At 63.5% G+C, this 14298-nt stretch carries 13 protein-coding genes; 7 read left to right on the forward strand and 6 right to left on the reverse strand.

Features of this window, described 5'->3' with window-relative positions; translation table 11 throughout:
- Nucleotides 1–24: 24 nt before the first annotated feature.
- From ACTYOL_RS01580 to ACTYOL_RS01590, 3 genes are read right to left on the reverse strand one after another with little or no spacing between them, the layout of a single operon-like run.
- Entirely contained in the window at nucleotides 25–297 is a 273-nt protein-coding gene (locus tag ACTYOL_RS01580; protein WP_054891704.1) for an oxidative damage protection protein, read from the reverse strand.
- Nucleotides 294–1361 carry an A/G-specific adenine glycosylase gene (gene mutY / locus ACTYOL_RS01585; RefSeq protein ID WP_153772450.1) on the reverse strand — a complete coding sequence of 356 codons (1068 nt, stop codon included), beginning with the start codon at nucleotides 1359–1361 and terminating at the stop codon, nucleotides 294–296. Before mutY ends, ACTYOL_RS01580 begins: the two co-directional genes overlap by 4 nt.
- A complete protein-coding gene (locus tag ACTYOL_RS01590) occupies nucleotides 1358–3613 on the reverse strand; it encodes an AsmA family protein (RefSeq protein ID WP_444757451.1) in 2256 nt (751 codons plus the stop codon). The genes mutY and ACTYOL_RS01590 overlap by 4 nt, the downstream gene beginning before the upstream one ends.
- Before the next feature lie 474 nt (nucleotides 3614–4087).
- On the opposite strand from ACTYOL_RS01590, the gene ACTYOL_RS01595 reads away from it, so the two are divergent.
- From ACTYOL_RS01595 to hisF, 6 genes are all read left to right on the forward strand, one after another.
- The gene (locus tag ACTYOL_RS01595) at nucleotides 4088–5746 is read left to right on the forward strand and encodes an OFA family MFS transporter (protein ID WP_197889769.1); all 1659 of its coding nucleotides are present in this window, start codon (nucleotides 4088–4090) and stop codon (nucleotides 5744–5746) included.
- Between the two features lie 189 nt (nucleotides 5747–5935).
- Nucleotides 5936–6529 (forward strand): imidazoleglycerol-phosphate dehydratase HisB, encoded by a 594-nt coding sequence (gene hisB, locus ACTYOL_RS01600; RefSeq protein WP_054891708.1) that lies wholly within the window; start codon nucleotides 5936–5938, stop codon nucleotides 6527–6529.
- Nucleotides 6529–7167, forward strand: coding sequence for an imidazole glycerol phosphate synthase subunit HisH (gene hisH, locus ACTYOL_RS01605; protein WP_054891709.1), 639 nt, complete (start codon nucleotides 6529–6531; stop codon nucleotides 7165–7167). The genes hisB and hisH overlap by 1 nt, the downstream gene beginning before the upstream one ends.
- Nucleotides 7168–7428 (forward strand): DUF2164 domain-containing protein, encoded by a 261-nt coding sequence (locus ACTYOL_RS01610; protein WP_054891710.1) that lies wholly within the window; start codon nucleotides 7168–7170, stop codon nucleotides 7426–7428.
- 28 nt (nucleotides 7429–7456) lie between these two features.
- Nucleotides 7457–8194, forward strand: a complete 738-nt coding sequence (gene hisA / locus ACTYOL_RS01615; protein WP_003257484.1) for a 1-(5-phosphoribosyl)-5-[(5-phosphoribosylamino)methylideneamino]imidazole-4-carboxamide isomerase — start codon at nucleotides 7457–7459, stop codon at nucleotides 8192–8194.
- Nucleotides 8195–8204: 10 nt separating this feature from the next.
- Complete coding sequence (hisF, locus tag ACTYOL_RS01620) at nucleotides 8205–8975, forward strand: imidazole glycerol phosphate synthase subunit HisF (RefSeq protein WP_008091498.1); 771 nt, start codon at nucleotides 8205–8207, stop codon at nucleotides 8973–8975.
- Between the two features lie 72 nt (nucleotides 8976–9047).
- On the opposite strand, the gene choV is transcribed toward hisF, so the two are convergent.
- The 3 genes from choV to ACTYOL_RS01635 all read right to left on the reverse strand — a co-directional run bounded on the left by choV (nucleotide 9048) and on the right by ACTYOL_RS01635 (nucleotide 12235).
- Nucleotides 9048–10226, reverse strand: a complete 1179-nt coding sequence (choV, locus tag ACTYOL_RS01625) for a choline ABC transporter ATP-binding protein (protein ID WP_054891712.1) — start codon at nucleotides 10224–10226, stop codon at nucleotides 9048–9050.
- A complete protein-coding gene (gene choW / locus ACTYOL_RS01630; RefSeq protein WP_172964837.1) occupies nucleotides 10223–11071 on the reverse strand; it encodes a choline ABC transporter permease subunit in 849 nt (282 codons plus the stop codon). Before choW ends, choV begins: the two co-directional genes overlap by 4 nt.
- A 216-nt stretch (nucleotides 11072–11287) precedes the next feature.
- Nucleotides 11288–12235, reverse strand: coding sequence for a choline ABC transporter substrate-binding protein (locus tag ACTYOL_RS01635; RefSeq protein WP_153772446.1), 948 nt, complete (start codon nucleotides 12233–12235; stop codon nucleotides 11288–11290).
- 442 nt (nucleotides 12236–12677) lie between these two features.
- Here ACTYOL_RS01635 and ACTYOL_RS01640 point away from each other — a divergent pair, with 442 nt between their 5' ends.
- Nucleotides 12678–14054 (forward strand): L-serine ammonia-lyase, encoded by a 1377-nt coding sequence (locus ACTYOL_RS01640; protein ID WP_063542272.1) that lies wholly within the window; start codon nucleotides 12678–12680, stop codon nucleotides 14052–14054.
- Nucleotides 14055–14298: the final 244 nt, after the last annotated feature.

The raw sequence follows: 14298 nt of genomic DNA on the forward strand, positions 1-14298 counted from the left end.
TTCCGTTGCTTACGGTTTTGCTGGTCATTCGCTGGGTGGAACGTAGCCTTCGGCCTGGGCGTAGTCCTCGCCGGCGAAGAACTTGTCCATTTCCGCCTGGAGGAATTTACGATCCTCGCCATTCATCATGTTCAGGCGCTTCTCGTTGATCAGCATGGTCTGGTGCTTCTGCCACTCGTCCCAGGCCTTCTGCGAGATGTGCTCGTAGATGTCCTGGCCCTTGGCGCCAGGGTAGGGCGGGCGTGGCAGGCCTGGCAGTTCTTCGTTGTACTTGCGGCACTTCACGGTGCGGGTCATCGGGCTTCTCCTGCAATCAATTCGTCGGCCACGCGTGCGAGCAGCTTCTTGACCGGGGCTGCCAGGCCCAGGCGCGGCGGGGTGGCGAGGTTATACCAGAGCCAGTCAGGCTCGGCCACGTGCGATCCGACCGGGTCGACACGCACCAGCCACGGCTCGATCGCCAGCTGAAAGTGGCTGAAGGTGTGGGTCAGGCCTTGCAGTGCCTGGCTTTCGGTCATACGCAGGCCGTGCTGGTAGGCGAGGTCGTCGAGCTGCGCCAGGCTGTCGAGCTCTGGCAGGCTCCACAGGCCGCCCCACAGGCCGCTGGAGGGGCGGCGGTAGAGCAGGATGGCGCCTTCGTTGTTGGTCAGCAGCGGCATCAGCGTCTTGCGCTGGGGCAGGGCCTTGCGCGGCTTGGGTTCGGGGTAGCGTTTCTCGTCACCGAGCAGGTGCGCCTCGCAACCCTGCTGCAGCGGGCAGATCAGGCAACTGGGCTTGCTGCGTGTACACAGCGTGGCGCCCAGGTCCATCATCGCCTGGGTGTAGTGGTTGACCCGGGTCATGGGGGTGAAACGCTCGGCTGCGGCCCACAGCGCATTGGCCACCTTCGGCTCGCCGGGGTAACCGGCCTGGGCGGTGAAGCGCGCCAGGACGCGCTTGACGTTGCCGTCGAGGATCGGTGCGCGAATGCCCATGCTGATACTGGCGATGGCGCCTGCGGTGGAGCGACCGATACCGGGCAGTTCGGTCAGCGCCTCGACGCTGCGCGGGAATTCGCCGCCATGCTGGGCGACGACGATCTTCGCGGCCTTCTGCAGGTTGCGCGCGCGGGTGTAGTAGCCCAGGCCCGTCCACAGGTGCAGGACCTCGTCCTCCGGCGCCTCGGCCAGGGCCTGTACGGTGGGCAGGGCTTGCATGAAGCGGTCGAAGTAGTTGAGCACGGTGCTGACCTGGGTCTGCTGCAACATGATTTCCGACACCCACACCCGGTAGGGGGTGATGCCCTGTTGCCAGGGCAGATCGTGGCGGCCGTGCTGGTCGAACCACGCCAGCACGGCGCTGGAGAACTGCTGGGGGCTCATCGTTTGAACAGCCCCTTGAGCGCATCTTTCAATTCAGGGCTCACCTTGTCGCCGAGTTTTTCATCGAGTTTTTCGTCGATCTTGTCTTTCAGGCGGTTGCCGGCAAGCTTCGCGGCAACTTTGCCCAGGCCGTCCTGGTCCAGGCGGCAGGCCTTGGCCCCCAGTTCGAGCGGGCCGCGGCAGCGCAGTGGCACTTCGACGCCGACATAGCGCTCATTGACCTGGCACGCCGGGTCCGGCATGGCGCGCTGGTCACCCTCGACCACCACGCCGACGCCGTAGTCCATGCCCAGTACGCGCAGGTCCAGGTCGCCCTGGCCGTTCACGGTCAAGCCCGGGATGCGCACCTTGAGGTCTGGGTTGCTGGCCACGCCATTGCGTACCACCAGCGTGCCGCGCAGTTCCTGGAACGGCGTGTCCTTGGCCCGAGGCTCGCCGCTGAGCTGCTTGCGGTTGAGGGTGGCGATGGCCTGGCACAGCTGCTGCTCGAGGTTGGCGTTGACCAGCACACCGTCGTTGATGGTGAAGCTGGCGTTGCCGTTGAGCGTATCGATCAGCGCTTTCTGGCTGTTGCCGGTGGCTGTCAGGTCGCTCGACAAGGTCAGCAGACCCTTGACCGGCGGTGCCTGATCCGGGCTTTCGCGCTTGATGAAGTGCTCGACCGGTACCCGGTTGATCCTGGTATTCACCCCGAGTTGCGGCACGGCAGGGCGTACGTCGACGGTGCCCTTGGCTTCGAAGGTGCCGTTGTACAGGCCACCGCGGAGGGTCTCCAGGGTGACCAGGCCGCCCTGGCCATTGGCCTTGAGCTGGGCGTTGGTGATCGGCAGCTTGTCGAGGGTCAGCGCGCCGAACGAGAGATCGGCCTGCAGGTCGAGGGCGCGCAGGCGATCGACCGGCAACAGCTTGTCGTTGCTCCAGGCTACTTGAGTGGGGGCGTTGGGCAGCGGCGTGGTGCCGGCACCGGCGACCGCGCTGGCTTCCTGTTGCTTGACCTCGGCCTGGCGCGCGGCCTTGGCGCCCTTGGCCTCATCGCTCTTGGCAGGCAGGTAGCGGTCGGCATCGAAGGTGTCGCCCTTGAGCTGCACGCGAAGGGCCTGCTTGGCGAAGTCTTCGACGGCGACACGGCCAGTGAAGGTGCTCTGGTCGAGTTTCACCGCCAAGTCTTCCATGGCGATCGAGTTCTGGGTGCCTTGCAGGCGACCGACCAGTTCCAGCTTGGCGAGGGCCGCCGGGTCGGCAGTTGCTGGCAGCGGATGACCGATGCCGTCGAGGAAGGTACGCAGGTCGAACTGGGCGATGGACAGCCCGCCGCTGATTTGCGGCGCCTTGTCCAGGTCGCGCAGGCTCAGCTCGCCGAGGGCGCGCAACTGGTTGGCCGAGACCTTCAGGCCGCTCCAGGACGCGACGTTGGCGCCCAGGTCGACCAGCACCTGGCCCTGGGCGGCGAAGGTCACGGTCTTGCCAGCGGTCGGCTCGCCCGAGGTTTCGCCGGACAGGCGCATGTCTTCGAGGCTGTAGCGCTTGAGCTTGCGGTCGAAGCGCAGGTCGCCGACCAGTTCGGTGCGGGCTTTGATGTTCGGCTCGCTGGCGCTGAGGAAGGCGCTGGCCTTGATTGGGGTGTTGACCCCATCGTGAATGGGCCCGCTGCTCAACTGGATGCTTTCGGCGCCATAGCTTTTGCCGCTCTGCTCATCGGTGAACTGCACTCGCGCGTTGTTGACGGTCAGGCTGTCGATGTCCAGCTTCACCGCGCGTTCGCTGCTGGCCTGCGCCTGCGCCGATGGCTGCGCGGGCGCGCCTTCGGCAGGGGCAGGCTGGTTGCTGGCCGTGGCATTCGGGTCGGGGAGCGGCTTGCCGATATCCTCCCAGTTGCCATGGCCGTGTTCGTCGCGCAGCAACGTAAGGTTCAAGCCCTCGATGCGCACGTCGCTCATCTGCACCTCACGGCGCAGCAGCGGCAGCACGCGCACCGACAGGCCGAGCATCTGCAGGTCGGCGAACGGCTGCTTGGGGTTGTTCAGCGTGGCGATGCTCGCCTCGTGCAGTTCCAGGCCCAGCCAGGGGAACAGGCTCCAGCCGATGTCACCGTTGAGGGTGAGCTCGACGTGGGCCTTGTTGCGGGCCAGCTGGCGGATTTCGTCTTTGTAGTCGTTGGGATCGAAGAGGTGGGTCAGGGCGAAGCCCAGCGCCACGATGATCAGCAACAACCCGAGAAGTCCCAGCCCCAGGAATTTGCCGAACGCTTTCATGGGCGAGTCCTTGTAGTCCGATAGGTGAATTCGAGCGGCAGAGTATAGCGCCGCGACCATCGCTTCTGAGTATCTGACAAGAGATACAGGGCGTTTCCTGCGAATCGGATTCGACAGTTCTGGCTTGGGCAGTTCCACGTTCGAGTCGGCGTCGGTCTCGTTCGCGGGCAAGCCTGCTCCCACGAAAGCCGCGTGGTACCGCCGTTGTGGGAGCGGGCTAGCCCGCGAAGAGGTCGCTGCACATCGCAAACGGTTGCGCGTCCGACCTGTACCGGTTCAGTTTTATGAAAAATAATGATGTCAGATTGATCTCGCCGTCATCTTATGCTGGTAACCTTGCGCAGCTTCCGGAGTGACCGCGACCTATTGTCGCGGGGCAACGACGCCGAAAACGGTGCCAATTTCGCCTTGTGTGCCGCGAAACAGCCAGGGAAACGATCCGAAAGCGCAACCATACATAAAAGGATCGAATCCATGAATAGCAGTATTACGGCAGGAGCGGCGACGAGCGCGCCGGGCTTCCTGTCGAAGGAGCGCATCATCGCCCGGCCAGGGTTCAACCGTTGGCTGGTTCCACCAGCCGCCCTGGCCATCCACCTGTGCATCGGCATGGCCTATGGCTTCTCGGTGTTCTGGCTGCCCCTGTCCCAGGCTATCGGCATCACCGCACCGGTCGCCTGCTCGCCTGACATGGGCTTCATCGCCCGTCTGTTCAGCGCCGACTGCGACTGGCAGATCTCGATGCTCAGCTGGATCTACACCCTGTTCTTCGTCTTCCTCGGCTGCTCGGCCGCCGTGCTGGGCGGTTGGCTGGAACACGCCGGCCCGCGCAAGGCTGGCCTGGTATCGGCGCTGTGCTGGTGCGGCGGCCTGGTCATCTCGGCAATCGGCATCAAGACCCATCAGCTCTGGCTGATGTGGCTGGGCTCGGGCGTCATCGGCGGTATCGGCCTGGGGTTGGGCTATATCTCGCCGGTTTCGACGCTGATCAAGTGGTTCCCGGACAAGCGCGGCATGGCGACCGGCATGGCGATCATGGGCTTTGGCGGCGGCGCGATGGTGGGGGCGCCACTGGCCACTGCACTGATGGGGCATTTCGCCAACGGCCAGGAAGTCGGCGTATGGCAGAGCTTCATCGCCATGGCGGCGATCTACTTCGTGTTCATGACTGCTGGCGCCCTGGCGTACCGCGTGCCGCCGACCGGCTGGAAGCCTGAAGGCTGGACGCCGCCGGTGAAGAAGGCCAACGCCATGGTCACCGACCGTCACGTGCACGTCAGCGTGGCCTGGAAGACCCCACAGTTCGCGCTGGTGTGGCTGGTGCTGTGCCTGAACGTCTCGGCCGGTATCGGCATCCTGGGCATGGCCTCGCCACTGCTGCAGGAAGTGTTCGGCGGCAAGCTGCTGGGCAACGACCTGAGCTTCAGCGAGCTGAATGCCGCGCAGCTGGCGCAGATCGCTGCCATCGCTGCCGGCTTCACCGGCCTGCTGAGCCTGTTCAACATCGGCGGGCGCTTCTTCTGGGCGTCGTTCTCCGACTACATCGGGCGCAAGAACACCTACTTCGCCTTCTTCGCCATCGGCGTGGGCCTGTACACCCTGGTGCCGAACATGGGCCACATCGGCAACGTCGCGCTGTTCGTGGCGGCGTTCTGCATCATCCTGTCGATGTACGGTGGTGGTTTCGCCACCGTTCCGGCCTACCTGGCCGACCTGTTCGGCACGCAGATGGTCGGCGCCATCCATGGTCGCCTGCTGACCGCCTGGGCTGCGGCCGGCGTGTTGGGGCCGGTGTTGATCACCTACCTGCGCGAGTCGCAGCTGGCGGCCGGTGTACCGCGCGCGGCAGCCTACGACATGACCCTGTACATCCTCGCCGGCCTGCTGGTACTGGGCTTCATCTGCAACCTGCTGGTGCGTCCGGTAGCCGACAAGTACTTCATGACCGACGCCGAGCTCGCTGCCGAGCGCGCGCTGAGCCACGACAAGGGCGCCGATGGCGCGCAGTCGCTGGAGTGGCATGCAGCGCCTGGCAGCCTGCCGCTGGTGCTGCTGGCCTGGGCCGTGGTGGTGATTCCGCTGGCCTGGGGCGTGTGGATCACCCTGCAGAAGACGGCGGTGCTGTTCCACTGATGCACTGATTTGCCGGGCCTGAAAGGGCCCTTTCGCGGGCGAGCCCGCTCCTGCAAGGCGATGTTGCCCTTGTGGGAGTGGGCTCGCCCGCGAATGCTTTGTGCTGCCACACGTCATCCGCGTTTCAAGCCGTCGCATTCTGGGCCTATAATGGAGCCCTTTTCGCCCAATGATTTTGCGGAGCTGGTGATGGTCGAACGTAAGGCTTCCGTCGAGCGCAATACCCTGGAAACCCAGGTCAAGGCCTCGATCAACCTGGATGGCACCGGCAAGGCCCGATTCGATATCGGTGTGCCTTTCCTTGAACACATGCTCGACCAGATCGCCCGGCACGGGCTGATCGATCTGGACATCGAATGCAAGGGCGACCTGCATATCGACGATCACCATACCGTCGAAGACGTCGGTATCACCCTCGGCCAGGCTTTCGCCAAGGCCATTGGCGACAAGAAGGGCATCTTCCGCTACGGCCACGCCTACGTGCCGTTGGACGAAGCGCTGTCGCGCGTGGTCATCGACTTCTCCGGCCGTCCCGGCCTGCAGATGCATGTGCCGTTCACCCGCGCCTCGGTCGGCGGCTTCGACGTCGACCTGTTCCAGGAGTTCTTCCAGGGCTTCGTCAACCACGCCCTGGTGACCCTGCACATCGACACGATTCGTGGCCACAACACCCACCACCAGATCGAAACCGTGTTCAAGGCCTTCGGCCGCGCCCTGCGCATGGCCGTGACGCTCGATGAGCGCATGGCTGGCCAGATGCCGTCGACCAAGGGATGCCTGTAATGCAGACTGTCGCCGTCATCGACTATGGCATGGGCAACCTGCACTCGGTGGCCAAGGCTCTCGAGCACGTGGGCGCCGGCAAGGTGCTGGTCACCAGCGACGCGGCGGTGATCCGCGAGGCCGATCGCGTGGTGTTCCCAGGCGTCGGCGCGATCCGCGACTGCATGGCTGAAATCCGTCGCCTGGGCTTCGACAGCCTGGTGCGTGAAGTCAGCCAGGACCGCCCCTTCCTCGGCATCTGCGTCGGCATGCAGGCGCTGCTCGAGCACAGCGAGGAAAACGAAGGCGTCGACTGCATCGGCCTGTTCCCCGGCCAGGTGCGCTTCTTCGGCAAGGGCCTGGAGGAAGACGGCGAGCACCTGAAGGTGCCGCACATGGGCTGGAACGAAGTCAGCCAGTGCATCGACCACCCGCTGTGGCACGACATCCCGGACCGCGCGCGTTTCTATTTCGTGCACAGCTACTACATCAATGCCGGCAAGCCGGGCCAGGTGGTCGGTCGCGGCCACTATGGCGTCGACTTCGCCGCTGCGCTGGCCGACGGCTCGCGCTTTGCCGTGCAGTTCCACCCGGAAAAGAGCCACACGCACGGTCTGCAGCTGCTGCAGAACTTCGTCGCCTGGGACGGGCGCTGGTAAATGAGCAGGTCGAAGACCAAGGCCCCGGTCATCACTCTGGCCCCCGAGCAGGAGCGCGAGGCACTCGATGTGCTCAAGCGCTTCCTTGAAGACCGCTTCGAGCTGACCCTCGGCTCGTTCGAGGTGGCCGAGGTCCTCGAATTGTTCAGCAAGGAAATTGCACCCCATTACTACAACAGGGCGATTGCCGATGTTCAACTGCACCTCAAGGAGCGGTTCGAGAGCATCGAAAGCGACTTGTGGGCGCTCGAGAAGCCCTGAACTCCACCGATTAGAACAGGTTTCCAAGATGCTGATTATCCCCGCTATCGATCTGAAGGACGGTGCCTGCGTGCGCCTGCGCCAGGGCCGCATGGAAGACTCGACGGTATTCTCCGACGACCCGGTGAGCATGGCCGCCAAGTGGGTCGAGGGTGGCTGCCGCCGCCTGCACCTGGTCGACCTCAACGGCGCCTTCGAGGGCCAGCCGGTCAACGGCGAAGTGGTCACTGCCATCGCCAAGCGCTACCCGACACTGCCGATCCAGATCGGCGGCGGCATCCGTTCGCTGGAAACCATCGAGCACTACGTCAAGGCTGGCGTCAGCTACGTGATCATCGGCACCAAGGCGGTCAAGCAGCCTGAGTTCGTCGCCGAGGCGTGCAAGGCGTTCCCGGGCAAGGTCATCGTCGGCCTGGACGCGAAGGACGGTTTCGTCGCCACCGACGGCTGGGCGGAAGTGAGCTCGGTGCAGGTCATCGACCTGGCCAAGCGATTCGAGGCCGATGGCGTGTCGGCGATCGTCTACACCGACATCGCCAAGGACGGCATGATGCAGGGCTGCAACGTGCCCTTCACCAAGGCCCTGGCCGAAGCGACCTCGATCCCGGTGATCGCCTCGGGCGGCATTCACAACCTGGGTGACATCAAGGCCCTGCTGGACGCCAAGGCCCCAGGCATCATCGGCGCCATTACCGGGCGTGCCATCTACGAAGGCACCCTCGATGTCGCCGAGGCCCAGGCCTTCTGCGACAACTACCAAGGCTGAGGACTGAACCATGGCACTGGCCAAGCGCATCATCCCTTGCCTGGACGTGGACAACGGCCGGGTGGTCAAGGGCGTCAAGTTCGAGAACATCCGTGATGCGGGTGATCCGGTGGAAATCGCCCGTCGCTACAACGAGCAGGGCGCCGACGAGATCACCTTCCTGGACATCACCGCCAGTGTCGATGGCCGTGATACCACCTTGCATACCGTCGAGCGCATGGCCAGCCAGGTGTTCATCCCGCTGACCGTCGGGGGTGGCGTGCGTACCGTGCAGGACATCCGCAACCTGCTCAACGCTGGTGCCGACAAGGTTTCGATCAACACCGCCGCAGTGTTCAACCCTGAGTTCGTTGGCGAAGCTGCCGACCGTTTCGGTTCGCAGTGCATTGTCGTGGCCATCGATGCCAAGAAGGTTTCTGGCCCAGGCGAAACGCCGCGCTGGGAGATCTTCACCCATGGCGGGCGCAAGCCCACCGGTCTGGATGCGGTGGAGTGGGCGAAGAAGATGGAAGGGCTGGGCGCCGGTGAGATCCTGCTGACCAGCATGGACCAGGACGGCATGAAGAACGGCTTCGACCTTGGCGTGACCCGTGCCATCAGCGATGCGCTGGGGATTCCGGTGATCGCCTCCGGTGGTGTGGGCAACCTGCAGCATCTGGCCGATGGGATTCTGGAAGGGCATGCCAGCGCGGTGCTGGCGGCGAGCATCTTCCACTTCGGGGAGTACACGGTGCCCGAGGCCAAGGCCTACATGGCTTCGCGCGGGATCGTCGTACGCTGAATCAGTGATTGGGGCTGCTTTGCAGCCTTCGCGGGCTTGCCCGCGAAGGGCCGCGACGCGGCCCCAATTGCTTCAACCGTGATTCTTGCCGAGCAATGCGTGATACAGCTCGCTGTCGCCCAGAATCCCGACCACCTTGTCGTTCTCCTGCAGCACCAGCTTGTTGCCCGTCTGATAACGAATCTGCAGTGCCTCGCGCATGCCGATGTCGGCGTGCACCAGCGTTGGCAGGCGACCCAGGCTTTCCACATCCTGCCCCGGCACCCAATTCTGCAGGTCCAATCCGTTCTGCCCCTGGCGCGCGCGCTTGATCGAGCCGCCCTCGCCCAGGTCCAGCCATGAATCACCACCCGGGTCCAGGCACACCGAACCGTTGATCCGCTTGCAGTTGTCCAGGCTGCGCATCAGGCTGCGCCCGCACAGGACATTGAGCGGGTTGGTGTGTGCGACGAAGGTACGCACGTATTCATCGGCCGGATTCAGCACGATTTCTTCCGGCTTGCTGTACTGGATGATCCGGCCGTCCTTCATGATCGCGATGCGGCTACCCAGCTTCAGCGCCTCGTCCAGGTCGTGGCTGACGAAGACGATGGTCTTGCTCAGCTTGCGCTGCAGTTCCAGCAGCTCGTCCTGCAGGCCCTGGCGGATCAGCGGGTCGAGTGCAGAGAAGGGCTCGTCCATCAGCAGGATGTCGGCGTCCATCGCCAGCGCACGGGCCAGGCCCACTCGCTGCTGCATGCCCCCGGACAGTTCGTCCGGTTTCTTGTTGCGCCACTGGGTCAGGCCCACCAGCTCGAGTTTTTCATCGACCAGCTTGCGCCGCTCTTTCTCGGGGCGACCCTGCATTTCCAGGCCGAAGCTGATGTTCTCGCGTACGGTCAGCCAGGGCATCAGGGCGAATTTCTGGAACACCATGGCAATGCGCTTGGTGCGCATCATCTTCAGCTCCGCCGGGGTGCAGTGGGCGATGTCGATGTGCTTGCCTTCGTGCTCGACGAACAGCTTGCCGCGGCTGACGGTGTTCAGGCCGTTGATGCAGCGCAGCAGGCTCGATTTGCCCGAGCCCGAGAGGCCCATCAGCACGCAGATTTCGCCTTTCTCGATATCCAGGTTGGCCTTTTCGACGCCGACCACCAGCCCGGTCTGCTTGAGGATCTGCTCGCGGGTCTTGCCCTCGTCGAGCAGCGACAGCGCTTCGCGCGGCTTGCTGGAGAAGATGACATCGACATCTTCGAAGCGAATGATGCTCATGCTTCACTCCTTGCCGGCAGTTCCGGTTGCTTGCAGATACGGTCGAGCATGATCGCCAGCAGCACGATCGCAAGGCCCGCTTCGAAGCCGAGCGAGATGTCGGCGGTGTTGAGAGCGTTGACCACCGGCTTGCCCAGGCCATCGGCGCCGACCAGGGCGGCGATCACCACCATCGACAGCGACAGCATGATGCACTGGGTCACGCCGGCAGCGATGCTCGGCATGGCGTGCGGCAGTTCGATACGGGTCAGCAGTTGGCGACGCGAGCAGCCGAAGGCCTTGCCGGCGTCCATCAGCTCCTGGGGCACATCGCAGATGCCCAGGTAGGTGAGGCGGATAGGTGCCGCGATGGCGAACACCACGGTGGAAATCAGCCCAGGTACCACTCCCAGGCCGAACAGCGTGAGGGTCGGGATCAGGTAGACGAAGGTGGGTACGGTCTGCATCAGGTCGAGTACCGGACGCATGGCGGTATAGAACATCGGCTTGTGCGCGGCAATGATGCCCAGCGGCACGCCGATGGCTACGCAGACCACTGTGGCGAAGCTCACTTGCGCCAGGGTTTCCATGGTTTCCTGCCAGTAACCGAGGTTGAGGATCAACAGGAACGACAGGGCGACGAAGACGGTCAGCGCCCACTTGCGCTGGATCAGGTGCGCGAGGGCGGCGAACAGGGCGATGAGGACGAAGGGGTTGAACCAGGTCAGGGCGCTGGTGACGCCATGGATCATGAACTCCAGGCCTTGGGCGATAGCGTCGAAGTAGTTGGCGCCGTTCTGGGTCAACCATTCGACAAATGAGGCGATGTACTGCCCCAGAGGTATTTTCTGATCGATAAGCATGATAGCGAGCTTCCACCTGCAATGATTGGAATCAGTCCGGGGTGAGCACGGTCCCACCCCGAGGTAGTGCCTGGGCTCTGTACGAAAAGCCTTGATACTCGGTGATGCTGCGTTGAAAACAGCCTCGGAATGCTCATTTACAACTTGTAAACTCCGCTTCCTCGGCTGTTTTCGCCTTGCCTGACCTTCGTCTCAAGACTTTTCATACAGAGCCGACAGCTACTGCGTCAGCTTGGCCTTGGCTGCCTCCAGGCCGGGTTTGCCATCCACGGTGGTGACGCCGGCCAGCCAGGTATCCAGCTTGCCAGGGTTGTCCTTGAGCCACTTCTTGGCGGCCGCCTCGGGCTTCATCTTGTCGTCCAGGACATAGCCCATCATGGTGCTTTCATCCTTGAGCTCGAACACCAGGTTCTTCAGCAGCTGGCCGACGTTGCTGCATTCCTGCGCATAACCCTTGCGGGTGTTGGTCAGTACAGTGGCCTTGCCGAATTCGGGACCGAAGAACTCATCACCCCCGGTCAGGTACTGCATCTTGAAGCGGGTATTCATCGGGTGAGGCTCCCAGCCCAGGAACACCACGGCCTCGCCGCGCTTCTGGGCCCGATCGACCTGCGACAGCATGCCGGCCTCGCTCGACTGCACGATCTTGAAGCCGGCGTCCTTCAGGCCGAAGGCGTTCTTGTCGATCATGCTCTGGATGGTGCGGTTGCCATCGTTGCCCGGTTCGATGCCATAGATCTTGCCGTCAAGTTCCTTCTTGAACTTGGGAATGTCGCTGAAATCCTTCAGACCCTTGTCATACAGAGCCTGGGGCACTGCCAGGGTGTACTTGGCGTTTTCCAGGTTGGCGCGGACCGTCTCGACAGTGCCGGCGTCGCGGTACTGCTTGATGTCGTTTTCCATGGTCGGCATCCAGTTGCCGAGAAACACGTCGAGGTCCTTGCCGGTGGCCAGCGACTTGTAGGTCACCGGCACCGAGATCATGGTGGTGTGGGTCTTGTAGCCCAGCGCTTCGAGGACAACGCTGGTGGTTGCCGTGGTCACGGTGATGTCGGTCCAGCCGACATCGGAGAAGCGGACCGTCTGACACTGTTCCGGTTCGGCGGCTTGGGCGAACACGGGTGCTGCGAGCAACGCAACCAACAACAGCGAGGGTGAACCTTTCATGGGTGGACTCCTGTGATTTTTTCTTCGGGTTCGCGTAATCGTCGTCGCTTTCTGGGGCGTCGATCGATCTGGCCTGCAGAGGGCAGGTTGCGTGGCCGTGCAATACGAGTCGCTTTCGATAATCCCCCAGCGTTCGGCAATCGCCTACTGGTGGAGTCGTAACCAGTGCAGGACAGGTCGCATCCAGTACGGGCAATGTCGCTTACGGATTTTTCCCCGCCCCGGCCCGTGTCTTTGCGTCACCCGTTCGCCTGAAAGCGGCGCAATGATGGCTTTCGCAACAGGGCGCTGCCGGACAAAAGTACGTCGGTTGCAGACGGCGAGGGGAGGGGTAAAAGCCCGATGATGCGTGCATTCGCGGCAACTCGCCGCTATCAGCCTAGCAGCTGGCTGCGCCGCCACATGGCGCGCAGAGACAAGCCCATCAAGAGGTGATTCGACAATGGCCATCAGCGTGTTCGACCTGTTCAAGATCGGCGTCGGGCCTTCCAGCTCGCATACCGTCGGCCCCATGCGCGCCGCAGCGCTGTTCGTCCAGGGCCTGCGCGAACGCGGCGATCTGGAGCGGGTTCGGCGCATCGAGGTACGGTTGTACGGCTCGTTGTCGGCCACCGGCATCGGTCACGGCACTGACAACGCCACGATCATGGGGCTGATGGGCGAGTGGCCCGACGCAATCGACCCCACGCAGATCACCCCGCGTATCGCCGACTTGCGTGAAACCAACACCTTGCAGCTCGACAGCCGCCTGCCCATCGAATTCATCTGGGCCCGCGACATGCTGCTGCTCGACGAGAACCTGCCCTACCACCCCAATGCCATGACCCTGGTGGCCGAAGGTGCCGAGGGCGAGCTGCATCGCGACACTTACTACTCGGTGGGTGGCGGCTTCGTGGTCGATGCGGCGCAGGCCGCGAGCGGAGTACTGGACGCCGACCAGACGGTGTTGCCCTACGATTTCAACAGCGCCGCCGAACTGCTGCGCCTGTGCAAGCAAAACGACATGCGCGTGTCGCAATTGATGATGGAGAACGAGAAGGTCTGGCGCAGCGAAGCCGAGATTCGCGCCGGTCTGCTCAAGCTCTGGGGCGCCATGCAGGAATGCGTGAACAACGGTCTCAAGCACGAAGGCATCTTGCCCGGCGGGCTCAATGTGCGGCGCCGCGCAGCCAAGCTGCACCGCAGCCTGCAGGAGATCGGCAAGCCCAACGTGATCGGCTCGACCATGAGTGCCATGGAGTGGGTGAACCTTTTCGCCCTGGCCGTCAACGAAGAAAACGCCGCGGGTGGGCGCATGGTCACTGCGCCTACCAACGGCGCGGCCGGCATCATCCCGGCGGTGTTGCACTACTACATGCGCTTCTCCGACGCGGTGGATGAGTCCAACGTGGTGGAGTTCTTCCTGGGTGCAGCGGCGGTAGGCATCCTGTGCAAGAAGAACGCTTCGATCTCCGGGGCCGAAGTGGGCTGCCAGGGCGAGGTCGGTTCGGCCTGCGCCATGGCTGCAGCGGGTCTGGCCGAAGTGCTGGGGGCTACCCCGGCACAACTGGAGAACGCTGCTGAAATCGCCCTGGAGCACAACCTCGGGCTGACCTGCGACCCGGTCGGTGGGCTGGTCCAGGTGCCTTGCATCGAACGTAACGCCATCGCTGCCGTAAAGGCGATCAACGCCGTGCAGATGGCCCTGCGTGGCGACGGCGAACACTTCATCTCCCTCGACCAGGTGATCCGCACCATGCGCGACACCGGTGCCGATATGCACGACAAGTACAAGGAGACCTCCCGCGGCGGGTTGGCAGTCAGCGTCATCGAATGCTGATGCGCTGATCTGGCCCTCTTGCGGCGGTTGTGCTGCTTTATTGTGCAACAGCCGGTGCCGACCGGCTGTCGGCTGTCGCGACCAGTGGTGTCATTGTCGGTGACACTTATGAATGTCGCTTCTGGGCAGCCTTCCCACAAGTGCTACCGAACTGCTCAGTCGTTACACGCAGAGGCGCTGGCACGCCTGTTTGCGGTGTTCACCCAACGCCCCTTGAAAGGCCCTACAACTCGCACGGCAACGT

Source organism: Pseudomonas sp. A014, assembly GCF_052378495.1.
GTDB lineage: Bacteria > Pseudomonadota > Gammaproteobacteria > Pseudomonadales > Pseudomonadaceae > Aquipseudomonas > Aquipseudomonas machongensis.

Coding starts and splice junctions, on each gene's coding strand:
- ACTYOL_RS01580 (WP_054891704.1), bottom strand. CDS start 297: ATGACCCGCACCGTGAAGTGCCGCAAGTACAACGAAGAACTGCCAGGC.
- mutY (WP_153772450.1), bottom strand. CDS start 1,361: ATGAGCCCCCAGCAGTTCTCCAGCGCCGTGCTGGCGTGGTTCGACCAG.
- ACTYOL_RS01590 (WP_444757451.1), bottom strand. CDS start 3,613: ATGAAAGCGTTCGGCAAATTCCTGGGGCTGGGACTTCTCGGGTTGTTG.
- ACTYOL_RS01595 (WP_197889769.1), top strand. CDS start 4,088: ATGAATAGCAGTATTACGGCAGGAGCGGCGACGAGCGCGCCGGGCTTC.
- hisB (WP_054891708.1), top strand. CDS start 5,936: ATGGTCGAACGTAAGGCTTCCGTCGAGCGCAATACCCTGGAAACCCAG.
- hisH (WP_054891709.1), top strand. CDS start 6,529: ATGCAGACTGTCGCCGTCATCGACTATGGCATGGGCAACCTGCACTCG.
- ACTYOL_RS01610 (WP_054891710.1), top strand. CDS start 7,168: ATGAGCAGGTCGAAGACCAAGGCCCCGGTCATCACTCTGGCCCCCGAG.
- hisA (WP_003257484.1), top strand. CDS start 7,457: ATGCTGATTATCCCCGCTATCGATCTGAAGGACGGTGCCTGCGTGCGC.
- hisF (WP_008091498.1), top strand. CDS start 8,205: ATGGCACTGGCCAAGCGCATCATCCCTTGCCTGGACGTGGACAACGGC.
- choV (WP_054891712.1), bottom strand. CDS start 10,226: ATGAGCATCATTCGCTTCGAAGATGTCGATGTCATCTTCTCCAGCAAG.
- ACTYOL_RS01635 (WP_153772446.1), bottom strand. CDS start 12,235: ATGAAAGGTTCACCCTCGCTGTTGTTGGTTGCGTTGCTCGCAGCACCC.
- ACTYOL_RS01640 (WP_063542272.1), top strand. CDS start 12,678: ATGGCCATCAGCGTGTTCGACCTGTTCAAGATCGGCGTCGGGCCTTCC.